The organism is Terrabacter sp. RAF57 (assembly GCF_052113925.1).
Lineage (GTDB): Bacteria > Actinomycetota > Actinomycetes > Actinomycetales > Dermatophilaceae > Terrabacter.
The window spans coordinates 64,077-85,871 of record NZ_JBFRDT010000014.1; the positions used below are offsets into that span (position 1 = coordinate 64,077).

The window sequence follows — 21,795 nt, forward strand, 5'->3', positions numbered from 1 at the left end:
GTCAGTGCGTCTCGGACAGGCTCCACATCGTCCACAGCTCGGTGCGCATCCGTCGTGGCTGTCGGAGGGTGTAGGCGACGGCCTGGGCGATGTCCTCCGGTTCCATGAAGTCGCCCTCGGACGGGTCGCGGTCGCCGAAGCGTCCGTCGGCGGCGGCGAAGGGGGTGTTGACGCCGGCCGGTGCGATGGTCGTCGTGCGGATCCCCTCCGAGCGCAGCTCGCGGTCGAGGGCGTAGCCGAGATTGATCTGCGCAGCCTTGGTGGCGGAGTAGACCGCCTCCTTGCCGCCCCCGATGAGGAGTCCGGCGACCGAGCCGATGATGACGATGTCACCACCTCCGCCCTGGGCGCGGAACTGGCGCACGGCCGCCCGCGCCAGCCACACGGTGCCCTTGACGTTGACGTCGACCATGAGCGAGGCCTGCTCGGCCGAGTAGTCGAGGATCCCGCCGTAGAAGCCGACGGCGGCGTTGGCGACGACGGAGTCGACCCGACCGAAGGCCTGGACTCCCGCGGTGACGAGCGCGTCGGCGGTGCTCTCGTCCCGGACGTCGCCGAGGCCGACGGCCAGCCGGTCCTCGCCCCAGGCGTCGCGGAGCGAGCTGAGGGCGTCGGGCCGGAGGTCACCGGCGACGACGCGACCGCCCGCTTCGAGGACGAGCCGGGCGATCGCGCCACCGATGCCACCGCCGGCACCGGTGACGACGACGACCGAGTCCTCGAGGCTCCGTCCACGGTCGACGGCGGGGGGCGTGACGGGCCCCGGCGTGGTGCTGGTGCCGGTCACTTGATCGCCCCCATCGACAGGCCGCGGACGAGCTGCTTCTGGGCCGCCCAGCCCGCGATGATGACGGGGAGGGCCGCGATGGTCGCTGCGGCGGACAGGACGGCGAGGAACTGTCCTCGGCCGTCGACGAAGCTGCCGAGGAAGGGCGGCGTCGTGCGGGCGGCCGAGCTCGTCAGCAGCAGGGCGAGGAAGTACTCGTTCCACGCGAAGATGAAGCTGATGAGCGCTGCGGCCGCGACCCCGGGCAGGACGAGCGGCAGGACGATCCGGACGATCTCACGGAACATGCCGGCCCCGTCGACCCGGGCCGCCTCGATGATCTCGTAGGGCACCTCGAGGAAGAACGAGCGCATCATCCATACCGTCACGGGCAGGTTCATGGCGCCGTAGACGATGGCGAGCATGTAGATGTTGTCGAGCAGCCCGACGGTCTTGAAGATCATGAAGAGCGGCAGCACGATCGCGGCGAGCGGCATGAACCGCGTCGAGATGAAGAACGAGAGCGAGTTCTCGACGTTCTTGACCCGCCGGATCGACAGGGCGTACGCGGCGGGGATCGCGAGCACCACCGAGATGATCGTCGCGATGACAGCGGCGGTCAGCGAGTTCTGGAGGTAGCCGGCCATCCCGCGGTCCATCGCGAGCTGGTAGCCCTCCGTGACGGGCTTGAAGATGAACGTCGGGTTGACGGACGACGCGAGCGACTCCGGCTTGAACCCGTTGAGGACCATCCAGAAGACGGGGAAGAAGAAGATGAGCACGAGGATCCACGTGACGAGCGTCGTGAGGGCTCCTCGGGCCGATTGCTTCGACCTCGTGGTGCTGCCTGAGCCGTTCATCGGCTTCCTCCTGCCATGAAGACCTTGAAGACGCTCTTGAGAGCGACGGTCGCGACGATGATCGTGAGGACGACGGTCACGACGCCGTATGCCGCTGCCTGCCCGACGTCGAGCCCGATGAAGGCCCGCTCGTAGAGGAGATAGGCGAGGGTCTTCGTGCCGCCGGTCCCCTTGGTGAGGATCGCGATCGGGTCGAAGACCTGCAGGATGATGACCGAGCCGAGGAGCACCCCGATCTCGATGTACATCCGTAGGTGGGGCAGCGTGATCCAGGTGAAGGTCCGCCACGTGCCGGCCCCGTCGACCTGGGCGGCTTCGAGGATGCCCTTGTCCTGGCCCTGGAGGCCGGCCAGCAGGATGAGCATCATGAACGGCGTGAACTGCCACGTCAGCACGATGACCACCGTGGCCATCGGGTGCTCGGTGCTCCAGGCGACGACCGGCAGGTGCAGGGTCCGGAAGACCCAGTTGAGCATCCCGATGTTGGTGTCGAACATCGAGTACTTCCAGATGAGCGAGGCCGCCGCCGGCATGATGAGGAAGGGCGTGATCATCAGGGTCCGGGCGAGGGCGCGACCGCGGAACGGGCGGTCGAGAAGGACGGCGAAGAGCAGGCCGAAGAGGACCGCCAGGGTGACCGAGAAGGCCGTGATGAGCACCGTGGCTCGGATCGACGGCCACAGGTCGCCCGAGGTCAGTGCGCTCGTGTAGTTGTCGAACCCGGCGAACGCACGGTCGTTGGGGTAGAGCAGGTTCCACTTCGTCAGTGAGAACCCGATGGTCGTCAGGAACGGGATCTGCGTCAGCAGGATGAGGAAGATGACGGCCGGGAGCAGCAGTCCCCGGTTGCGCCAGAGCTCCGTCCGCTGCACGCGCCGCTTGTCGGTCGCGGTGCTGGCCCGGACGTCCTCGAGCTCGGATGGTTGCGTCGTGGTGGTGGTCGTCGTCATGTCGGCACTCCCTTGTGCGGCTCGTGCGACTGCGGGTTGGAGGAGGTGTGGTACCGGGCCCGGGGCGTGCCGGGCCCGGCACCACGTGTCACCTGTTCGTCAACAGGAGGTCACTTCTTGTGCTTGTCGCCCGCCGCCTGGGCGATGGACTGGCACTTGCTGAGCGCGTCGTCGATCGTGCCGCGGTTCGCCAGGTAGTCCGCGACGAGCTGGGCGCACTGGTTGCCGACGTCCTGGAACTCGGGGATCGAGACGTACTGGATGCCGACCCAGCCCTGCGGGTTGACGCCCGGCTGCTTCGGGTTGACCGAGCTCATGACGTCGAGCGTGATGGGCGCGTACGCCTTGGCGGCGTCCTTGTACTCGGGGATGTCGTACGTCGAGGTCCGCGAGCCCGGCGGGACGTTGGACCAGCCGATCTTCGTGCCGACGAGCTTGATGTAGTCCTTGCTCGTGGCCCACTTGACGAACTTGACCGCCGCGTCCTTCTGCTTGGTCGACGTCGGGATCGCGAGGTTCCAGCTCCAGAGCCAGCCGGATTCCTTGGTCTTGTCGACCGGCATGTGCGCGTAGCCCATCTTGCCCTTGACGGGCGAGTCGGCGGCCTCGAGCATCGACGCTGCGACGGAGGCGTCGGCCCACATCGCGGCCTTGCCCTCCTTGAGGGCCGTGAGGCACTCGTTGAAGCTGTAGGAGACCGGGTCCTTCTCACCGGACTGGTCGAGCATCGTCTTGTAGAAGCTGACCGCCTGCTTCCACTCCGGGGTGTCGAYGGTGGCCTTCCAGCTGCTGTCGTACCAGTTGCCCCCGAAGGTCTGCACGACGGTGGTCAGCGGGGCGAAGAGGTCTCCCCAGCCGGGCTTGCCGCGCATGCAGATCCCGGCCATGTCGGCCGTGTTGACCTTCTTGGCCGCGTCCGCGACCTGCTGCCACGTGGGGTTCTGCGGGATCGTGACCCCGGCCTTGTCCATGACCTCCTTGTTGTACATGAGGATCGAGGACTCCCCGTAGAAGGGGACGGCGAAGAGCTTGTTGTCGAAGGTGTTGACGTCGCGGACCGGGGGGAGCAGGTCGCCCACGTCATACGACGGGTCGGACTGGAGCTCCGGGGTGAGGTCGACGAGCCATCCGTTGGCGCCCCACTGCGGCGTCTCGTAGGCGCCGATGGTGACGATGTCGTACTGGCCGGCGCCGCTCGCGACGTCCGCCGTCACGGCGGCGCGGAGGTCGCCCTCCTCCATGACCTGGAAGTTGACGGTGACGCCGGGGTTCGCCTTCTCGTACTCGGACTTGAGCTTCTCCATGTCCTTCATCTGGCCGTTGTTCACGGTGGCCACCTTGAGGGTGACGGCGCCCCCGGCGGCGCCCGTGGACCCGTTGCCGGACTGCACTGCCCCGGACGAACAGGCAGCCACCGTCATGGCGACCGCCACCGCGCCCGTCCCCAGCGCGAGCATGCGCTTGTTCGCAAGCATTCCTAACTCCTTTGGTAGGCATTCCTCGTTTCCGTCGGCCGGTTCCACCTGGCCCTGCGGCGATCTCCGCTTCGTTTCTTGACGGGAACTTGCCGGAACGGTAATGACGCGCGAGCCGGGGCAACAAGCACCATGAGCCCCCTGTCATTGATACGATTTTGCGTACGGGTGGGAGCTGCAGGTGACGAATCCGTCGCAGCCCCGCACGGGACGGCGACGGTGCTGTCCAGCGCGGCGAAGGAGACGAAGATTTCGTATCGATCCGGCCAGTCTTCTGATGGCGACTCCCGCACGACCGACGTCGAGTCGATGCGTTCCGTACCGTCGGGACCGATGCTGGGGCAGCCGGTCCGCCGGGAGTACATCCCGCACCACCCGCAGGCCTCGGCACGGGTGCTGACGCACGACTTCCCGAGCGAGATCTGCGGTTGGGGCTTCCATCCCGAGTACGAGATCCACCTCATCACCAAGACGCGTGGCAGCTTCATCGCCGGCGACCACATCGGCACCTTCGCGCCGGGTCACGTCAGCCTGATCGGCCCGAACCTGCCGCACGACTGGGTCAGCGACCTCGCCGAGGGCCAGGTGGCGGTCGACCGTGACGCGGTCATCCAGTTCAGCGACGAGTGGATCCATGCGGCGATGGAGCACCTGCCGGAGTTGGCCGAGGTGACGGAGGTGCTCCAGCGCTCGACCCGCGGGATCGTCTTCTCCGGTGCCACGGCCTGGCGGGCTGCCGAGACGATCCTCGCCTGCGTGCACAGCCAGGGAGTCGAGCAGCTCGGCCACCTCTTCAAGCTCCTCGCGCTCTTCGCGCACGCCCCGCCCGAGGAGTACGACCTCGTGGCGAGCGAGTGGATGGGCCGACCGACCGATGCCGCGTCGCGCGACGCCGGCGAGGCGGGGCTCAGCTACATCTCCGACAACCTGACGGGCGACATCCGGCTGTCGACGGCCGCGCGTCTCGCGTACATGTCGGAGCCGACGTTCTCGAAGTACTTCAAGTCCGCGACCGGCATGACCTTCTCGAGCATGGTCAAGAAGCTGCGGATCGCCTACTCCCGACGCCTGCTCGACACGACCGACCACTCCGTGGCCCAGGTCGCCGAGATGAGCGGCTACCACAACATGGCCAACTTCAACCGGCAGTTCCTCGCCGAGGTGGGGACCACGCCGAGCGCCTACCGACGGCTCGAGTCCGACCAGAAGCCGCCGCCCGAGGTGTTCAGCCTCGGCCGTCGGGCGCCGTCGCACTGACCTTCCGGGTTCACGTCGAGGTCAGCGGGGCAGCCGCTCCGACCCCTTGTCTGCCCACGATCAGAGACGTTCGGGTCCGGTCGCGTGTCATTTGTGTGACGTGCCCGGCAGACCTGCCGCTACCCGTGGGTCGTGCTCTAGGTTCGTGAACCAGTGCCCACCAGCCCTCCGCGCGAAGGAGCCCAGCGTGCAGATCGGTGTCCCCCGTGAGACCCGAGCCCGCGAGACACGTGTCGCCGCGACGCCCAAGACCGTCGAACAGCTCGTCGGACTCGGTTACGACGTCGCCGTCGAGAGCGGGGCGGGGGAGCGGGCGAGCTTCTCCGACGAGGCGTATGCGGCCGCCGGCGCTCGCGTCGTCACGGCCGAGGAGGCGTGGGGCTCGCCGATCGTCCACCAGGTCAACGCGCCCTCGGACGAGGACATCGCGCGGCTCCGCCCCGGTACCGTCCTCGTCTCGCTCATGGCGCCGGCCATCAGCCCCGACCTCGTCGAGAAGCTACGCGCCGCGGGCGTCACCGCCATGGCGATGGACGCGGTGCCCCGCATCAGCCGGGCCCAGTCGCTCGACGTCCTGTCGTCGATGGCCAACATCGCCGGCTACCGCGCCGTCGTCGAGGCCGCCCACGAGTTCGGCTCCTTCTTCACCGGGCAGGTCACGGCGGCCGGCAAGGTGCCACCCGCCAAGGTGCTCGTCGCCGGGGCCGGCGTGGCGGGCCTCGCCGCGATCGGCACGGCACGCTCGCTCGGGGCGATCGTCCGCGCGACCGACGCCCGCGCCGAGGTGGCCGAGCAGGTCGAGTCGATGGGCGCCGACTTCCTCGCAGTCCAGATGCCCGCGGTCGACGCCGCTGCCGCGTCGAGCGACGGCTACGCCAAGGAGATGGGAGAGGAGTACAACCGGCGGGCCGCCGAGCTGTATGCCGCCCAGGCGCCTGACGTCGACATCATCGTCACGACGGCGCTCATCCCCGGACGCCCGGCGCCGCGGCTCATCACGGGCGAGATGGTGGCGTCGATGAAGCCCGGCTCGGTCATCGTCGACATGGCCGCGGCCAACGGCGGCAACGTCGAGGGCGCCGTCGCCGACGAGATGGTCGTCACCGACAACGGGGTGACGATCATCGGCTACACCGACCTCGCGGCCCGGCTGCCCACGCAGGCCTCCCAGCTCTACGGCACGAACCTCGTCAACCTCATGAAGCTGCTGACACCGGGCAAGGACGGCGAGCTCGTCCTCGACTTCGACGACGTCGTGCAGCGCAACATGACGGTGGCGCGCGACGGTGAGCTGCTGTGGCCGCCGCCCGCGATCCAGGTGAGCGCAGCCCCGGTGGCCCAGACGGCGTCTGGCACGAAGGTCGTGAAAGAGCCTGAGCCACCGAAGGACCCACGCCGCAGGTACGCCGGGATGGCGATCGGAGCCGTCGTCTTCGGGGCGGTGGCCGCCGTGTCTCCGCCGAGTTTCCTCGGGCACTTCACCGTCTTCGCGCTCGCCGTCGTCATCGGCTACTACGTCATCGGCAACGTCCACCACGCCCTGCACACGCCGCTGATGTCCGTCACCAACGCGATCAGCGGCATCATCGTCGTCGGCGCGCTGCTCCAGCTCGGCTCGGCCGGGTCGGTGGGCGGCACGAAGGGGGTCGTGATCATGGTGCTGGGCTTCGTGGCTGCCCTCCTGGCCAGCATCAACATCTTCGGTGGCTTCACCGTGACCCGCCGCATGCTGACGATGTTCCGGAAGGGCTGACCGCACATGGACATCGCACTCATCCAGGCGGCATACATCGTCGCGGCGCTGCTCTTCATCATGTCGCTCGCCGGGCTCTCGAAGCACGAGACCGCCCGTGACGGCAACGTCCTCGGCATGGTCGGCATGGGCATCGCCCTCGTCGCCACGCTCTGGCTCTCCCTGCGCGATGCCGCGTGGTCGGCCTGGCTGCTCATCGCCGTCGCCATGGTCATCGGTGCCGCGATCGGGATCGCCCGGGCGCGCAAGGTCGAGATGACCGGCATGCCCGAGCTCATCGCGATGCTGCACTCGTTCGTCGGGGCCGCGGCCGTGCTCGTCGGCATCAACACGTTCGTCGCGACGTCCGACCTCGTCGGGGTCGAGGGTGAGGCCGTGCACCTCGTCGAGATCTTCCTCGGCGTCTTCATCGGAGCCGTGACGTTCACCGGCTCGATCGTCGCGTTCCTCAAGCTGTCGGCGCGCATCTCGAGCAAGCCGCTCATGCTGCCGGCACGGCACTGGCTCAACCTCGCCGCGCTCGTCGTGTCCGCCGGGCTGCTCGTGTGGTTCGTGGCGGCCCACTCGATCGTGCCACTCCTCATCATGACGGCGATCGCACTCGCGTTCGGCTGGCACCTCGTCGCCTCCATCGGCGGCGGTGACATGCCCGTCGTCGTGTCCATGCTCAACAGCTACTCGGGCTGGGCCGCCGCGGCCGCGGGCTTCATGCTCGGCAACGACCTGCTCATCGTCACCGGTGCGCTCGTCGGGTCGTCGGGTGCCTACCTCTCGTACATCATGTGCAAGGCCATGAACCGGTCGTTCGTCTCGGTGATCGCCGGCGGGTTCGGCTCCGACGGAGCGGTCTTCGACTCTGACGTCGACTACGGGGACCACCGTGAGACGAACGCATCAGAGGTCGCCGACCTGCTCAAGAACGCGTCGTCGGTCGTCATCACGCCCGGCTACGGCATGGCGGTCGCACAGGCGCAGTACCCCGTCGCCGAGCTGACGGCCAAGCTCCGGGAGCGCGGCGTGGACGTCCGGTTCGGCATCCACCCGGTGGCCGGCCGCCTGCCCGGCCACATGAACGTGCTGCTCGCCGAGGCTCGCGTGCCGTACGACATCGTCCTCGAGATGGACGAGGTCAACGACGACTTCCCGGACACCGACGTCGTGCTCGTCATCGGCGCCAACGACACCGTCAACCCGGCGGCCGCCGAGGACCCCACGTCACCGATCGCCGGGATGCCGGTCCTGCAGGTGTGGAACGCCAAGGACGTCGTCGTCTTCAAGCGCTCGATGAACGCCGGCTACGCCGGTGTCCAGAACCCGCTCTTCTTCCGCGACAACTCGGCGATGCTCTTCGGCGACGCCAAGGAACGCGTCGAGGACATCATCAAGGCCCTCTGACCGACCTTTCGGCGGGCCCGGCTCCCCGGACTCGTTCGGATCCTGCTCCGTTTTCGGGAGCAGCTTCCGAGTCGTGCGGGGATTGGTGCGGGAGGTTGTCTATCGGATCTTGCTCCGGTTTGGGGAGCAGCTTCCGAGTCGCGCGGGGATGGGTGCGGGAGGTTGTCTATCGGATCCTGCTCCGGTTTGGGGAGCAGGTTGCGAGGCCGCGGGAGCGGTGTCACCGGTCGCTGCCACCATCTCCGAACACAGGAGGTGTGCGATGGGCGACATGCAGCACGAGGATCCGACCGAAGGCGTCGGCTACGGTCTGGGCGGGGTCTTCGACGGGGCGCGCTACATCGTGCGAGCACGCCGGGTGGCCGATCTCAGTCAGCGAGAGCTGGCAGACGAGATCGGGGTCTCGAGGGCGACTGTCGGACGGCTCGAGTCGGGTGCGTCCCGGGTCGACACCGGCACTCTCTCGGTCATCCTGGCCAAGGCCGGTCTCCGTCTCGCCGTTCTGGACCGGGAGGGGCGAGAGATCTCCCCCGTTCCGCTCGACGTGCTGCGCGACCACGCCGACCGGCGCTTTCCCGGCCATCTCGACGCGCGGCCGCCCCAGGAGGCGCCCTCCGACCGGGTCCACCCGCGTCGCGGTGCGCCGGAGCCGCTCGGCTGGTACCAGCAGCGCCCGTCCCGCGCTCGACGACGTGTCAGGAACGGCACGCCCGTCGACCACCCGACGGTCAGCGGTCTGCGCGAGGCCCGCCAGGCGGCGTACTGGGAGGGCGTCGAAAGGGCCGAGGCCAGGCGGGCAGCCGACCCCGAGCCGGAGTGCTCGTGCTTCGATGACTGCTTCGAGCGCGCCTGCCTCATCGAGTGTCCCTGCCAGTGTGAGCCGGACCATCGGGCCAGCCTCCGGTCGGTGCGTCCCGGGGCAGATGCCTGAACCGCGTGCACAGCGGACAGCCCTCCCGTGAACATCACGAGCTGGCTGTGCGGGCTGTGCGGGCTGTGCGGGCTTCGATCGGCGAGGCTCAGCGTTCGCTGAGGACCTCGGGGGCTGCTCGGCGACCTTCCTCCTCCTCGCCCGTTGCCAGCTTGCTGTGGTGGCGGGAGTAGAGGAAGTAGATGAGGAAGCCCAGCAGCATCCAGATGACGAACCGGATCCACGTCTCGACCGAGAGGTTGAGCACGAGGTAGAAGCAGGCGGCCGCGGACAGCCACGGCACCACCGGGTTGCCGGGCACCTTGAACGAGCGCTTGAGGTCGGGGCGCCGCTTGCGCAGGATCGGGACGGCGAGCGAGACCAGCATGAAGGCGGTCAACGTGCCGATGTTGACCATCTCCTCGAGCTTGCCGATGGGGGTCAGCGAGGCGATGAGGGCGACGACGGTGCCGATGATGAGCGTGAGCCTGACCGGGGTGCTCGTGCGCGGGTTGGTCCGGCCCAGTCCGGCCGGGATCAGGCGGTCACGGCTCATCGCGAACGTCACGCGGGTCGCGCCGATGATGAGGGTCATGACCACTGTGGTGAGGCCGGCGACGGCGCCGGCCGAGATGAGCGTGGCGTAGCCCTCCTTGCCCACGGACTTGAACGCCGTGGCGAGCGCCGCATCGGGGTCGATGTCCTTGTAGTTCTGCATCCCGGTGATGACGAGCGTGACGGCCACGTAGAGCAGGGTGCAGATGGCGAGCGAGCCGAGGATGCCACGGGGCAGATCACGCTGCGGGTTCTTGGCCTCTTCGGCCGTCGTCGCGACGACGTCGAAGCCGATGTAGGCGAAGAAGACGATGGCGGCGCCGGCCATGATGCCCATGACGCCATACGTCGCGGGAGTCATGCCGGTGATGACCTGGAGCAGCGGCGTCGTCAGGCCCTCTGCGGCCTTGCCCGGCTGGGACGGCGGGATGAACGGCGACCAGTTGTCGCGGTTGATGAACTGGATGCCCGCGAAGATGACGAAGAGCACGATGAAGAGCTTGACGCCGACGAGCACGAGGTTGACGCGCAGCGACTCCTTGATGCCCCAGGCGATGAGCAGCGTCAGGCCGGCGATGAGCAGGAAGGCCGGCAGATCGAAGTGCGACCCCGGCCCGACCGATTCCGGCCAGGTCACTCCCAGCTGCTCCAGGAAGGTCACGAAGTACTGCGACCACCCCTGGGCGACGACGCTCGCCCCGAGCATGAGCTCGAGGAGCAGGTCCCAGCCGATGATCCACGCGACGAGCTCGCCGAGCGTCGCGTAGGAGAAGGTGTAGGCCGAACCGGAGACGGGAACCGTCGACGCGAACTCGGCGTAGCAGAGAGCGGCGAGGCCACAGACGATCGCACCGATGACAAACGACAGTGCGATGGACGGACCGGCGTAGTCCTTGGCGGCTCTGCCGGTCAGCGTGAAGATGCCGGCGCCGATGATGACACCGATGCCGAAGACCGTGAGGTCAAGGGCGCTGAGTGTCCTCTTCAGCTTGTGGTCGGCCTCTTCGGACGAGGCCATCGAGGCCTCGACCGACTTGGTGCGGAACACGCTCATGCTGACCTCCGAGCGGTCGGTGACGGGCGGATCATCACAAACTAGCGGGGAGCGCGACCGCCTGCGAGTCCTGCCCGGGCGTCGTTGGCCGCGCGCCGCGGGGATGCCGCGACTACCCAGTGGTACCCGCCCCGACCGGATTCCGCTCACTCGGAGGACGATCTTGCTGGAGCTGCTCAGTCGTCGGAGCGCGGCCAGATCGGGCCGGTGTCAGCGCCGCGCCGGCGACGCTTGCGGTCGTCGCTCTCGTAGACGGTCTCGCTCTCGCCGGACGGCCGCTGGATCGGGACGGCCCGCGAGTAGGAGTCGAGACGGTCCTGGATCGGGTTGTGGGTGCGGTGGACGTCGGGATATGCCGTGCCGCCACCTGGGGCGATCGGGCTCACGGGCGGTATCTGACCACCGGGCTGCCCTGTGTCGTCAGGGAACTCGTCGTCGATCTCCTCGAAGTCCTCGTCGCCGGGTGGCGGGACGATGTGGAAGATCTCGGCGCAGATGTCGCGGTAGGTCTGGTCGGGGTTGGGCACCCACTTGACCTCGCGGAGGGCCTGGTCCTGGCCCGCGCTCTCGAGGACGAACTTGCCGTAGCCGAGGAACTGGCCGGGGATGGAGCGGACATAGCTCATGTCGGTGACCTTGAGCAACGGCATCATCGCGACCTTGTGGGAGATGAGACCGTAGCGCAGCAGCAGCCGCTTGTCGGTGGCCACGAACCAGTTGTGGCTCCAGTCGAGCAGGCACCACAGGAGGCGGGCGAGCAGCACGAAGAAGAGCCACCAGAAGATGGTGCCGACGGCCTGGGTGGCCTTGGTGACGTTGGAGTCGACCCACACGGCAGCGGTGAGTCCCAGGAGCATCGTCACGACAGGCTCGGCGAGCTTGCCCCAGTGCGCACGCACCGCGGTGACGAGTCGCTCGCCCGGGAGCAGGATCGGCGCCAGTCCCGCCGGCACCTCCGTGCTCCGCATCAAGGCCATGAGCTCAGTGTGCTCGCTTCAGCGGTTGAGCAAGGAGTTGAAGAACCTGAGGATCGCGTTGAAGCCGTCGACGAGGACACCCCAGATGTTGCTGACGATGTCGGCAGCCTTGTCGGGGGACGTGAACACGGCGTAGACGAAGAACGCGAGCACGATGATCAGGATGATCTTCTTGGCCTTGGGGCCCATGGTGTGTCGCTCCTTGGAGGGAAGGTGCTGGCGCTGCCCTGACAGCCCCACGGCACAGGGGTGGGACCAGTGTGCCGTACGTGACTGGTGGGGTGCGGCACCGGCGCCCGCGTGTCGGCTTGACCTCCACGTCGCCGCTATCCTCCACGAGTGTCGCGAACGCCAGCGTATGCCGCCGAGCTGCGCGCCGCTCTGAGCCGCGCCACGCGTGGGGTCGACGGACGCGAGCTGACCCGGGCGACCGAGGCGCTCGTGTCGCGCTACCGGTCGGTCGCCCCTGCGTCGGCGCCGATCCTCGCCTCGCGGGTGCACGTCGCCGCGTATGCCGCCTACCGGATGCCGGCGACGCACGCGGCGCTCTCGCGGGTCATGGTCGACCTCGCCGACCGCGGTCTGGCGCCGCGCTCGATGCTCGACCTCGGTGGCGGCACGGGCGCGGCGGCGTGGGCGGCCGCGGGCGCCTTCGACTCGCTCGAGTCGGTCACGGTGCTCGACCAGGTGGAGGACGCCCTGGCCCTCGGCCGTGACCTCGTCGCCGACGCGACGTCGCCCGCGCTGACGGGCGCGACGTTCCGGCGCGGTGTCGCCGGCGCCTGGCCCGAGCTCGACGCCGATCTCGTGACGGTGTCGTACGTGTTGAGCGAGCTCGACGAGACCCAGCAGGACGGGCTCGTCGCCGACGCGATGCGCCGCGGCCGCGCCGTCGTCGTCGCCGAGCCGGGGACGCCCGACGGCTACGCCCGGGTGCTCCGCGTCCGATCGGCTCTGCTCGGGGCCGGCTGGACCCTGCTCGGCCCGTGTCCGCATTCGATGGAATGCCCTCTCGCACCAGGGGACTGGTGCCACTTCGCGGCTCGGGTGAGCCGGTCCGCCGAGCATCGTCGGCTCAAGGGAGCGGAGCTGTCCTACGAGGACGAGAAGTTCTCGTGGGTCGCGGCCGCCGCTCCCGGCGTGCTCGAACCTCCGACCCCAGAGGAGATCTCGGGGCGCATCCTCCGACACCCGTTGAAGCGCAAGGGACTCGTCGAGTTCCAGGTCTGCCGCCCCGACGGGACCGCGGGTCGCGAGGTCGTCTCCAAGAAGTCGGGGGAGCGCTACCGCAGGGCGCGCGACGCCGAGTGGGGCGACGTCCTTCCCTGAGGTCTTGTCGGGGTCGCCCCTCGCGTCGCCCCTCACCTCGCCGGCTGAAGTCGTGCCTGAAGTCGGGCTGAAGTGCCGCTCGCCAGTGTTGCTGTCATCAGCCAGAACGAGCGGCGGAGGCTCCGGCCGAAGCCCCGATCAAGGAGACAGAGATGAGCACCACGTCGGGCACCGCGATCACCGAGACCGCCCCCACCACCGTCCGCACCACCGCCAGCACCACGCTCACCCGCATCCGCAGCCGCCTCCTGGCGCTGCTCCTGGTCGCCGGGGCCATCGTCGGCCTCAGCGTCGCCACAGCCGCCTCGGCCTCCGCGGCCATCGCCCCTTCGACGAACTTCCACACGGAGTGCGGCGCGTCCGCAGTGACCGCCGTGGCCCCGGACATGCGCTACTACCCGAACAACGCGGTGGCGTGGTCGCCCAGGTTGTACATCTGGACGTCGTACGGGTGGCAGTCCTACCGGACCGGAGCGACGCAGGCCGCGCTCGGCGACAACCTGAACAGCAACCCGTGGACGATCACCGGCAGCTGGATGCCGACCTCGTGGACGTTCTACGGTCTGCCGCACAACGCGTACTACCAGGTGCGCATGACCTATGGCTGGATCGGTGCGAACAGCGCGGGCCTCGTCGGCAAGGACGTCTTCTTCCCCCACCAGGTCGCGCAGGGCAACTTCACCTACGCCTCCTACTCGCGTTCCACGAGCTCCTACTGCTACATCCCCTGATCTGGGAAGCGAGGGAGGTCGGCCGGTCGCCCGCACGGGCGCGGGCCGACCTCTGCGTTGTGGCCGTGACGCGACCCCGCCGGGTCTAGTCTTCCGACCAACGGGCCGCAGGGCCGGCCCTTGGCTGCGTCGTCACGTGGGGGCCGTGGTGCTGATCAGACTTCTCGGACCGACGGAGGTGCTCGGCGACGACGGGCGGTCCCTCGACGTCGGTGGCGCCAAGCAGCGAGGGGTGCTGGCCCAGCTGGCGCTGCGGGCCAACGTGGCCGTGTCCCTCGACCGGCTGGCCGAGGGTGTGTGGGGCGAGCAGGTGCCGCCGCGCTACCGCCAGAACGTGCAGGTCTACGTCTCGACCCTGAGGCGGGTGCTCGAACCCAACCGTCCCGCGCGCGCCCCGAGCTGCATCATCGGTCACCGGGAGGCCTACGAGCTCGTGGCGGCGCCCGACCAGGTCGACGTGGAGCGCTTCCGGAGGGCGGTCCGAGGCGGTCGCGAGCTGCTCGCCCAGGGCCGGCCCGAGACGGCGGCGACCCTTCTCGCCCAAGGCCTCGAAGAGTGGCGAGGCACGCCGCTCGCCGATCTGGCGGACGAGCCCTTCGCAGCCGACTGGGTGTCCGAGCTGCTCGAGGAGCGGATGGCCGCCCTCGACGACCGCATCGAGGCTGACCTGGCTCGTGGTCGGGCAGCGACGCTCGTGGCCGAGCTCCAGGGGCTCGTGCGCGAGCACCCCGACCGGGAGCGGCCGTGGCAGCACCTCATGCTCGCCCTCTACCGGTCCGGTCGTCAGGGCGAGGCGATGGAGGCATACCGGTCGGCGCGCGAGCACCTGCTCGACGAGTCGGGCATCGACCCCGGCCCCGACCTGCGCCGGCTCGCGGACCGGATCCTGAACCAGGACCCGTCCCTGATCGCCTCGGCCCCGGTGTCGTCCGAGTCGGGCACGGTCCCGGTGCCCCTCACGGCGGTTGTCGGCGGGACAGACCGGATGGCCCGAGTGCTCTCCCACCTGAACGGCGGTGACCGTCTCGTCGTCCTGACCGGGCCAGGTGGTGTGGGAAAGACCCGGTTGGCGCTCGCCGTCGCGGCCGAGCTGCAGGAAGCCCGTCGACCGCTGGCGTGGCTGCCACTCGAGCACCTGACCGACCTGCGTGAGGCGTCGGCGGCGATCGCGGCGGTGCTCGGCGTCGACGACCTGCACGCCGACGCCGCGATGCTGTCGGGCCGGGACGACGTCCTCGTCCTCGACAACCTCGAGCAGCTGCCGGGTCTCGGCGCACCCCTGCAAGTGCTGCTCGAGGCGGTCCCAACCCTCCGGGTGCTGGCCACGAGCCGGTCGCCACTGGGGGTCCTCGGTGAGGTGGTCATCGAGGTCGAGCCGCTCGACCCCGGGACGGACGGCGTCGAGCTCTTCGGGGAGCGGGCGCGGGCGCACCTGCCCTCGTTCGACGTCGAGGCGTGGCGACCCGTCATCACCCGGATCTGCGAGCGCGTGGACGGCCTCCCGCTGGCCATCGAGCTCGTGAGCGCCCGCCTCACGGTCCTAGGACCCAACGACCTGCTCGCGGAGCTCGATCCCGCCACGGGCGTGCCACGTACGTTGGGCGGCCACGGGCGACAGGACTCGCTTGAGGACCTCGTGGGCTGGAGCCTCGACCTGCTGCCCGTCCAGTCTCGGCGGTGCTTCGAGGACCTGGCGTCGCTGCCCGAGACGTTCGACCTCGAGACCGCGGTGGCCGTCGGCTCCGTTGCCGGGCTCGATGTTCCAGCAGCGCGGGCGGTCGTGGCCGAGCTCGTTCGCGCGGCCCTGTTGCGAGCCATCGAGACCGAGGCCGGGCGCCGGTTCACCATGCTCAACACGGTGCGTGCGGTGGCCCGCGCGGCGCGTGACACGGGGAGAGACCGGTCGGGGCCGGATGCGGTGGCGGATGCGGTGGCGGCCCTCTGGGTCGAGCGGGCCCGTCGCAGCGACCCGCTGGATCAGCCCGATGCGCGTACTCTCGCAGCCGCGCGGGCGGACCTTTCGACGACCCGATGGGCGCTGCAGCACCTGACGGGCAGCGGGCGGGCGGACGAGGCGGCCGAGATCCTGCTGCGCGGTCGGCGGGTCTACGCGGTGCTGGGCCTTGCCGACGAGACACTCGCCGGCCTCCTCTCGGCCCTCGACGCCGGGATCTCCCACCCGGCGCGGGCCAAGGCAATGGTCGGGGCGGGCTCTGCGGCCTACGTGACCAGCGACCCGCGGGCCGAGGAGCTGCTGGCGGCGGTCGTCGACGTGCCCGACGACGATGTCACGTGGCTTGTCATCGGGCACACCTCGCTGTGCGCCCTGCACGCGGACGGCTCCGATGCGGAGGGCGCCCTACGGCATGCACGCGAGGGCCTGGCCCGAGCCGAGGCGAGCGGCAGCCGGCCGCTGCTCCGGGTCGCGCACTCCGCCGCCGGCTGGGCCGCGCTGCGCAGCGGGCGCTACGACGATGCGCGCGACCACGCCCTGGCACAGCTCGGGCTCGCGTCCGGCGACGCGGAGACGGTGCTCGCCCTGCAGGACGTGACCCTCGTGGAGCTCTTCCGAGAGGCGACCGAGGCCGCTCTCGAGGTCGCGACCGAGGCCCTCCGCCTCAGTCTGCGCCTCGGACCGTCGTTCCCGCTCGCACAGTCCCAGCAGCAGCTCGGTTTCGCCCTCCTCCAGGCAGGAGACGCGTTCGGCGCCGCGGAGGTGCTGCTCGCGGGTCTGCGGACCGCACCGTCGCACCACGACTCGGGCTTCCTGCTCGAGAGTGTCGCGGCCATCGGGCTGGCGGCCTGCATAGCCGGCCAGGACCAGCCCGGGCGGAGGCTTCTCCAGCGCTCGGCAGCCTTGGCGCAGAAGCACTTCGGCGTCGACTGTGCCCTGAGTGACCCCCTGCTGTCGACGGCGGAACGACACGAGGTCACGGCCACCTTGGAGCGCGGGGCGCTCCCGGCGCCGGGTGGCGTCCCCGAACTGGTCGAGCAGGCGATCGAGTTCGCAGCCGGATTCGGGCGCCGGGGCGCCGATGCCGGCATTAGCGCGACCCCGCCACAACGCGACTGAGCCCTGTCGTCACACGATGCCCAACGGCATACGCCGGGGGTGTCGGGTCAGACGACGCCGTAGAGGCGGTCGCCAGCGTCGCCGAGCCCGGGCACGATGTAGCCCTTCTCGTTGAGCTTCTCGTCGATGGTGCCGAGCACGACCTTGACGGGGATGTCGCTGTCGGCGAGCTCGTCCTCGAGGTGCTGGATGCCCTCGGGCGCGGCGAGCAGGCAGACTGCGGTGATGTCGCGGGCGCCCTTGGCCGTGAGGTAGTCGATCGCCATGACGAGCGTGCCGCCGGTGGCGAGCATCGGGTCGAGGATGAACACCTGTCGGCCGTTGAGGTCGTCGGGCAGGCGGTTCGCGTAGGTCGAGACCTCGAGCGTCTCCTCGTTGCGGATCATCCCGAGGAATCCGACCTCGGCGCTCGGGAGCAGCTTGACCATGCCGTCGAGCATGCCGAGCCCCGCGCGCAGGATCGGGACGATGATCGGCTTGGGGTTGGAGAGCTTGATGCCGGTGGTCGGCGCGACCGGCGTCTCGATCTCGAACGGCTCGACACGGACGTCGCGCGTGGCCTCGTAGGCGAGCAGGGTGACGAGCTCCTCGGCGAGGCGCCGGAAGGTCGGGCTGTCGGTCCGCTTGTCGCGCAGGTAGGTCAGCTTGTGGGCGATGAGCGGGTGGTCTGCGACATGGACGTCCATGGGTGGAAACTTATCGCGTGGCGAAGAGATCCGAGACCCCCGACAAGAGCTCCGTCCCGGCCCCGGAGACGTATGCGGCCTGGGTCGGCCAGGCGCTCGACCTCGCAGCGGCGACCGTCGGCTCGCAGGACGTCCCCGTCGGCGCCCTCGTCGTCGGCCCCGAGGGCGGAGTCATGGGGCGCGGGCGGAACATCCGTGAGGAGCGGGGTGACCCGACGGGCCATGCCGAGGTCGTCGCGCTGCGTGAGGCGGCGCAATCGCTCGGCTCCTGGCGACTTGACGGCTGCACGCTCGTCGTGACGCTGGAGCCGTGCGTCATGTGCGCCGGTGCGGCGATGGCGGCGCGGGTCGAGCGGGTCGTCTTCGGCGCCTGGGACCCCAAGGCGGGGGCGTGCGGATCGGTCTGGGACCTGACGCGGGACCCGCTCGCGACGCACGTCGTGGACGTCGTCGGGGGCGTCCGAGCGGAGGAGTCGGCGGCCCTGCTCGTCGATTTCTTCGAGGGCCGGAGGCTCGGGTAAGGTCTCTCCCGGTGGCGTGTCCGAGCGGCCTAAGGAGCACGCCTCGAAAGCGTGTGTGGGGGTAACTCCACCGTGGGTTCAAATCCCACCGCCACCGCCAGTCACCTGCAGAAACGCCGGTTCGAGCCTCAGGGCCCGGACCGGCGTTTCTCGTGGTGGTCTCAGTTGTGGTCTCATTCGGGGTCCGCCGGGCTCTCGAGCCCCGGCCACAGGAGCTCGTCGACCTGGCGTGCGACGTCGTCCCGGATCGGTGCGACAACGTGGGCGTAGCGCTGGGCCATGGCGGGGTTGGACCAGCCCATGATGCTCATCATCGTGGTTTGGCTCACCCCGAGCATGAGCAGCACGGTCGCTGCGGTGTGGCGAGCGTCGTGAAGTCGTCCATCACGGATGCCTGCCCGCTGGAGCAGGACCTTCCAGTGAGACCAGTCGGTGCGGGGGTTGATGGGGTCGCCCGTCTCGGTGGTGAACACCCACCCGCCCTCATGCCATGCGTTGCCGGCGCGGACGTGCTCTCCCTGTTGGACGTGCAAGTGGTGCTGGAGAAGGGTGACGAGCTGCGGTGGTAGACCGACCTGCCGGTTGCCGGCGCGGGACTTCGTCGTGTCTGTCTCCGGGTTGATGCGGACACGCTCTGGGCAGTGGCCGGCCTGCGCCTTGCCGCACGTGCCCCCGCAGCAGTGGGCGTACTTGGGGCGCAGGAGTGAGCGGCGAGCGGTCAGGACCCCGTTGTCGAGGTCGATGTCGGTCCACTTGAGGCCAAGTACCTCGCCCTGGCGCAGGCCAAGGGCGAGGGCCATGACCCAGCGGACGCCGTTGCGTGACTCAGCGGCCGCGACGAACAGTCTGCGGATCTCATCAACGGTGAACGGCTCGATGTCGGGTGGGACGACCCGGGGTGCTCGGGCGATGGTGGCCGGATTCCGAGGTAGGTGGCCACGGCGGACGGCTTCATTGAGCGCGGTTCGGATGGTGCGGTGAACCTGGTGGACGGTTGCGGGCTTCGTCTCGGCGCTGAACTTGGTGGGCTGGGTCAGGATCCGGCGATAGAGGGACTCGAGGTGTTCGGGCTCGAGGAGCTCGAGACGGTGTGCGCCTATCCCGGGGATGAGGTGGTGACGTACGGCGACGCGGTACGCCGACAGCGTCGTGGCTTTGACGTGCCCGGTCACGACGTTGTCGAGCCAGTGCGTGAGCCAACTTTCAACGGTCCAGCGGGTGCCGGGTGTCGGAACCGTGCGCTGCTCACGGTGCTTCTCGAGCCTACGCACCTTCTCGGTCACGCCAGCCTTCGTCGCGGACCGGACGTGGCGACGGTCAGGTCTTCCGTCGTCGCGAATGCCGACGGTCACACGTCCATGCCATGATCCGTCGCTGCCCTTGTAGATAGACGAGCGGCCATTTGGTTGTCGTGACATTGACGAGGTCATCGTCAATGTCATCCGATGCCGGAGTCGCCACTGTCGCCGGGCGAAGAAGCAAGCGCGCGAAGGCGGGCCACGAAGTCGTCGAGGGCGTCGCACGGGATTCGACGCAGGCGACCGATGGCGATGGACTCGATGTCGCCGCTGCGCACGAGCGCGTAGACAAGGGTGCGCCCGACGCCGAGCCGCTCTGCGGCTTCTTCCACCGTGTAGACGATGCGCTCCGTCTGAACGGACATGGTGACTCCTGAACGTTGGCGTGCTGATAGAACCAAGACCGACCCGAGCGGGGCACCACGCGTTTCGTGTGGATCCTGATCTATGTGACGCGCCATCCCGACCATCGGTTGATGAGCGGGCCCGGCTCTGGCCAGGAGAGGGTGCCTCTCTGCTCAACACAGCCCGCGGATGGAGCAGCAGAAAGCGTTGTCGTCCGCATGCGTCGCCTCCCACTCGCGACGAAGTAGCCAGCTGCACATTGCGTGTGCTTCGATGCTGCCGCAGGGATTCATCAAACAGTTGGAGAACCCAAGGCATGGCACAGCGAATTCAGACGATTCTGGACGATGACATCGACGGTGGCCCCGCCGATTCCACGATTCAGTTCAGCTATCAAGGCACTCAGTACGAGATCGACCTCTCCAAGGAGAACGAGCAGAGGTTGATCGCAGCGCTCGAGCCCTTCACGAGCAGAGCCCGCAGGATCGGCGGCGGCCGCCGATCCTCGACCAAGGCGCCTGCCGGGAAGACGGACAAGAACCAGCTCCAGGCTATGCGCGACTGGGCACGCTCCAACGGCCTCAAAGTCTCTGATCGGGGCCGGGTCAGCCAAGAAGTGCAGGACGCATACAACGCCTCACGCTGAGACCAGCGACGATGGTCGCCCGCCCCGGCAAGGCGGGCGACCTTCGCGTTCGTCGTGCTTTCAGTGTTTCTCGCTCCCGAGGGATTGGTCCGTGCAGCGGGCCCGCTGTCGCACGTAACACGCAAGGGCCCAGACCCGACTGGTGCGCATAGACCGCCAAGGCGGAGTTGCRTGGTCGGAGGTTGAGCCACCCCTCGGACTCAGGCGTCAGGCAGCGTGGGAGGGATGGCGCGACTTGGACGACCTCACTTCACACGTGAGCAACCAGACCGCCGACTGTAACTCCGCGGCCTCTGCGAAGTGGTCCACAACCAATCTTCCCCGAGCTGAGGAGTCCCTTCGCGGCGGAAGGACGCAGGCGAGTGGGCTGTTGTCAGCGCGGGTCGTCCGGCGAGGACTTCGCCGACTCATTATCGCTCACCACGGCTAGCCTTTGCGCGTGACAGTCGAGGCGTACTTGARGGGGACCGGAGTCGGTGCCTATCCGAACTTTCTCGTGCCCGACCTCACGGGTGGATACGGATCGCCGGTCGAGGTCGTGATCCTCCTTGAGTCTCCTCATGTCGACGAGCTGCACGCGAAGCACCCCCTCGCCGGACGCGCTGGAAGGGACGCCCTCGCCTTCTTGGCGGGGACCGACTCGGACAGATCTCTCGGACAGGAAGTTGCCCACCGACAGAAGGGCGGCGACTTTCGTGTGGCAATCGTCAACGTCAGCCAGGCTCCACTGCAGCGCCAAGCCATCACGACGGCAACTCCGCTGGATGACAAGCAATGGATTCAAGTCGAGGGTCTACGCCGATCGCGTGCAAGGGAGATTTGGAAGCTGAGAGCGCCTCGAAGGCAGCTGGCTGAGCACCTCCTTCAGGACCTCGAGCGCCGCATCGCTTTGATGGCCATCGGCCCTGCGACGACGGTGGCGGCAGCGGGGAGGTTCGCCCAGATGTTCTGGCGTTCGCTCCCGTCAGCGCCGGTGTGCGCGCTGCTCGAATTGCCGCATCCGGCCCGTCGGCAGTGGGCACGAGCCACCGGAAATGATGCTGACCGTCTCGGGCTACTCAGCGAGCGTTTTCACGTCGCCTCAGCGGCGCTCGCCGAGTGATCAGCAGCTCGACCCGGCGAGGGGACGCCCGATCGCGACTCTTGGCTGATCACGACACGCCGCTACGTTATGGGCCGACCGGCACGCGGCGGTATGACACAGCCGGGTTGCC

20 protein-coding genes and 1 tRNA gene are annotated in these 21,795 nt (G+C 68.8%); 11 read left to right on the forward strand and 10 right to left on the reverse strand.

Translation table 11 applies throughout. The annotated features are described in order from the left end of the window. Position 1 precedes the first annotated feature (1 nt). The 4 genes from AB4Y83_RS16265 to AB4Y83_RS16280 form a co-directional block, all read right to left on the reverse strand. Positions 2 to 787, reverse strand: a complete 786-nt coding sequence (locus AB4Y83_RS16265; protein WP_442276449.1) for an SDR family oxidoreductase — start codon at positions 785 to 787, stop codon at positions 2 to 4. Next, a complete protein-coding gene (locus AB4Y83_RS16270; protein WP_442297513.1) occupies positions 784 to 1,626 on the reverse strand; it encodes a carbohydrate ABC transporter permease in 843 nt (280 codons plus the stop codon). Before AB4Y83_RS16270 ends, AB4Y83_RS16265 begins: the two co-directional genes overlap by 4 nt. Beyond that, positions 1,623 to 2,576 (reverse strand): carbohydrate ABC transporter permease, encoded by a 954-nt coding sequence (locus tag AB4Y83_RS16275; RefSeq protein WP_442297514.1) that lies wholly within the window; start codon positions 2,574 to 2,576, stop codon positions 1,623 to 1,625. Before AB4Y83_RS16275 ends, AB4Y83_RS16270 begins: the two co-directional genes overlap by 4 nt. Positions 2,577 to 2,686: 110 nt before the next feature. Then, positions 2,687 to 4,051, reverse strand: coding sequence for an ABC transporter substrate-binding protein (locus AB4Y83_RS16280; protein ID WP_442297515.1), 1,365 nt, complete (start codon positions 4,049 to 4,051; stop codon positions 2,687 to 2,689). 333 nt (positions 4,052 to 4,384) lie between these two features. Here AB4Y83_RS16280 and AB4Y83_RS16285 point away from each other — a divergent pair, with 333 nt between their 5' ends. From AB4Y83_RS16285 to AB4Y83_RS16300, 4 genes are all read left to right on the forward strand, one after another. Further along, the gene (locus tag AB4Y83_RS16285) at positions 4,385 to 5,308 is read left to right on the forward strand and encodes a helix-turn-helix domain-containing protein (protein ID WP_442297516.1); all 924 of its coding nucleotides are present in this window, start codon (positions 4,385 to 4,387) and stop codon (positions 5,306 to 5,308) included. Positions 5,309 to 5,495: 187 nt separating this feature from the next. Beyond that, entirely contained in the window at positions 5,496 to 7,061 is a 1,566-nt protein-coding gene (locus AB4Y83_RS16290) for a Re/Si-specific NAD(P)(+) transhydrogenase subunit alpha (protein ID WP_442297517.1), read from the forward strand. A 6-nt stretch (positions 7,062 to 7,067) separates the two neighbouring features. Further along, positions 7,068 to 8,456 (forward strand): Re/Si-specific NAD(P)(+) transhydrogenase subunit beta, encoded by a 1,389-nt coding sequence (gene pntB, locus AB4Y83_RS16295; protein WP_442297518.1) that lies wholly within the window; start codon positions 7,068 to 7,070, stop codon positions 8,454 to 8,456. Between the two features lie 262 nt (positions 8,457 to 8,718). Then, a complete protein-coding gene (locus tag AB4Y83_RS16300) occupies positions 8,719 to 9,387 on the forward strand; it encodes a helix-turn-helix domain-containing protein (RefSeq protein WP_442297519.1) in 669 nt (222 codons plus the stop codon). An 88-nt stretch (positions 9,388 to 9,475) separates the two neighbouring features. On the opposite strand, the gene AB4Y83_RS16305 is transcribed toward AB4Y83_RS16300, so the two are convergent. The 3 genes from AB4Y83_RS16305 to AB4Y83_RS16315 all read right to left on the reverse strand — a co-directional run bounded on the left by AB4Y83_RS16305 (position 9,476) and on the right by AB4Y83_RS16315 (position 12,141). Then, complete coding sequence (locus AB4Y83_RS16305) at positions 9,476 to 10,975, reverse strand: APC family permease (RefSeq protein ID WP_056826209.1); 1,500 nt, start codon at positions 10,973 to 10,975, stop codon at positions 9,476 to 9,478. Positions 10,976 to 11,151: 176 nt separating this feature from the next. Then, entirely contained in the window at positions 11,152 to 11,952 is an 801-nt protein-coding gene (locus AB4Y83_RS16310) for a PH domain-containing protein (RefSeq protein WP_056774195.1), read from the reverse strand. A gap of 18 nt (positions 11,953 to 11,970) precedes the next feature. Further along, positions 11,971 to 12,141, reverse strand: coding sequence for a hypothetical protein (locus AB4Y83_RS16315; RefSeq protein ID WP_200959120.1), 171 nt, complete (start codon positions 12,139 to 12,141; stop codon positions 11,971 to 11,973). 150 nt (positions 12,142 to 12,291) lie between these two features. Between AB4Y83_RS16315 and AB4Y83_RS16320 the strand changes: the two genes are divergently transcribed. The 3 genes from AB4Y83_RS16320 to AB4Y83_RS16330 all read left to right on the forward strand — a co-directional run bounded on the left by AB4Y83_RS16320 (position 12,292) and on the right by AB4Y83_RS16330 (position 17,085). Then, complete coding sequence (locus AB4Y83_RS16320; protein ID WP_442276452.1) at positions 12,292 to 13,281, forward strand: small ribosomal subunit Rsm22 family protein; 990 nt, start codon at positions 12,292 to 12,294, stop codon at positions 13,279 to 13,281. Between the two features lie 152 nt (positions 13,282 to 13,433). After that, positions 13,434 to 14,012: a hypothetical protein gene (locus AB4Y83_RS16325; protein WP_442276453.1), complete on the forward strand. Its 579-nt coding sequence runs from the start codon at positions 13,434 to 13,436 to the stop codon at positions 14,010 to 14,012. Between the two features lie 145 nt (positions 14,013 to 14,157). Continuing rightward, positions 14,158 to 17,085, forward strand: a complete 2,928-nt coding sequence (locus tag AB4Y83_RS16330; protein ID WP_442297520.1) for a BTAD domain-containing putative transcriptional regulator — start codon at positions 14,158 to 14,160, stop codon at positions 17,083 to 17,085. A 47-nt stretch (positions 17,086 to 17,132) separates the two neighbouring features. On the opposite strand, the gene upp is transcribed toward AB4Y83_RS16330, so the two are convergent. Then, positions 17,133 to 17,771, reverse strand: a complete 639-nt coding sequence (gene upp / locus AB4Y83_RS16335; RefSeq protein ID WP_442276455.1) for a uracil phosphoribosyltransferase — start codon at positions 17,769 to 17,771, stop codon at positions 17,133 to 17,135. Positions 17,772 to 17,788: 17 nt separating this feature from the next. Here upp and AB4Y83_RS16340 point away from each other — a divergent pair, with 17 nt between their 5' ends. Both AB4Y83_RS16340 and AB4Y83_RS16345 read left to right on the forward strand, forming a co-directional pair. Beyond that, positions 17,789 to 18,292: a nucleoside deaminase gene (locus AB4Y83_RS16340; protein WP_442276456.1), complete on the forward strand. Its 504-nt coding sequence runs from the start codon at positions 17,789 to 17,791 to the stop codon at positions 18,290 to 18,292. 10 nt (positions 18,293 to 18,302) lie between these two features. After that, positions 18,303 to 18,392 (forward strand) — tRNA-Ser (locus tag AB4Y83_RS16345). A 73-nt stretch (positions 18,393 to 18,465) separates the two neighbouring features. Here the strand turns inward: AB4Y83_RS16345 and AB4Y83_RS16350 are convergent. Next, positions 18,466 to 19,575 (reverse strand): site-specific integrase, encoded by a 1,110-nt coding sequence (locus AB4Y83_RS16350; RefSeq protein WP_442297521.1) that lies wholly within the window; start codon positions 19,573 to 19,575, stop codon positions 18,466 to 18,468. 155 nt (positions 19,576 to 19,730) lie between these two features. Continuing rightward, positions 19,731 to 19,955 carry a helix-turn-helix domain-containing protein gene (locus AB4Y83_RS16355; protein ID WP_056756236.1) on the reverse strand — a complete coding sequence of 75 codons (225 nt, stop codon included), beginning with the start codon at positions 19,953 to 19,955 and terminating at the stop codon, positions 19,731 to 19,733. Positions 19,956 to 20,251: 296 nt separating this feature from the next. On the opposite strand from AB4Y83_RS16355, the gene AB4Y83_RS16360 reads away from it, so the two are divergent. Together AB4Y83_RS16360 and AB4Y83_RS16365 are read left to right on the forward strand one after the other, a co-directional pair. Further along, positions 20,252 to 20,581 (forward strand): histone-like nucleoid-structuring protein Lsr2, encoded by a 330-nt coding sequence (locus AB4Y83_RS16360; protein WP_442297522.1) that lies wholly within the window; start codon positions 20,252 to 20,254, stop codon positions 20,579 to 20,581. Between the two features lie 439 nt (positions 20,582 to 21,020). Then, positions 21,021 to 21,683, forward strand: a complete 663-nt coding sequence (locus AB4Y83_RS16365; protein WP_442297523.1) for a hypothetical protein — start codon at positions 21,021 to 21,023, stop codon at positions 21,681 to 21,683. Positions 21,684 to 21,795: the final 112 nt, after the last annotated feature.

Excerpts from the sequence above, each read along its gene's own strand:
- AB4Y83_RS16270 (WP_442297513.1), bottom strand. The coding sequence starts at position 1,626 with ATGAACGGCTCAGGCAGCACCACGAGGTCGAAGCAATCGGCCCGAGGA.
- AB4Y83_RS16275 (WP_442297514.1), bottom strand. The coding sequence starts at position 2,576 with ATGACGACGACCACCACCACGACGCAACCATCCGAGCTCGAGGACGTC.
- AB4Y83_RS16285 (WP_442297516.1), top strand. The coding sequence starts at position 4,385 with ATGCTGGGGCAGCCGGTCCGCCGGGAGTACATCCCGCACCACCCGCAG.
- pntB (WP_442297518.1), top strand. The coding sequence starts at position 7,068 with ATGGACATCGCACTCATCCAGGCGGCATACATCGTCGCGGCGCTGCTC.
- AB4Y83_RS16300 (WP_442297519.1), top strand. The coding sequence starts at position 8,719 with ATGGGCGACATGCAGCACGAGGATCCGACCGAAGGCGTCGGCTACGGT.
- AB4Y83_RS16305 (WP_056826209.1), bottom strand. The coding sequence starts at position 10,975 with ATGAGCGTGTTCCGCACCAAGTCGGTCGAGGCCTCGATGGCCTCGTCC.
- AB4Y83_RS16310 (WP_056774195.1), bottom strand. The coding sequence starts at position 11,952 with ATGGCCTTGATGCGGAGCACGGAGGTGCCGGCGGGACTGGCGCCGATC.
- AB4Y83_RS16315 (WP_200959120.1), bottom strand. The coding sequence starts at position 12,141 with ATGGGCCCCAAGGCCAAGAAGATCATCCTGATCATCGTGCTCGCGTTC.
- AB4Y83_RS16325 (WP_442276453.1), top strand. The coding sequence starts at position 13,434 with ATGAGCACCACGTCGGGCACCGCGATCACCGAGACCGCCCCCACCACC.
- upp (WP_442276455.1), bottom strand. The coding sequence starts at position 17,771 with ATGGACGTCCATGTCGCAGACCACCCGCTCATCGCCCACAAGCTGACC.
- AB4Y83_RS16355 (WP_056756236.1), bottom strand. The coding sequence starts at position 19,955 with ATGTCCGTTCAGACGGAGCGCATCGTCTACACGGTGGAAGAAGCCGCA.
- AB4Y83_RS16360 (WP_442297522.1), top strand. The coding sequence starts at position 20,252 with ATGGCACAGCGAATTCAGACGATTCTGGACGATGACATCGACGGTGGC.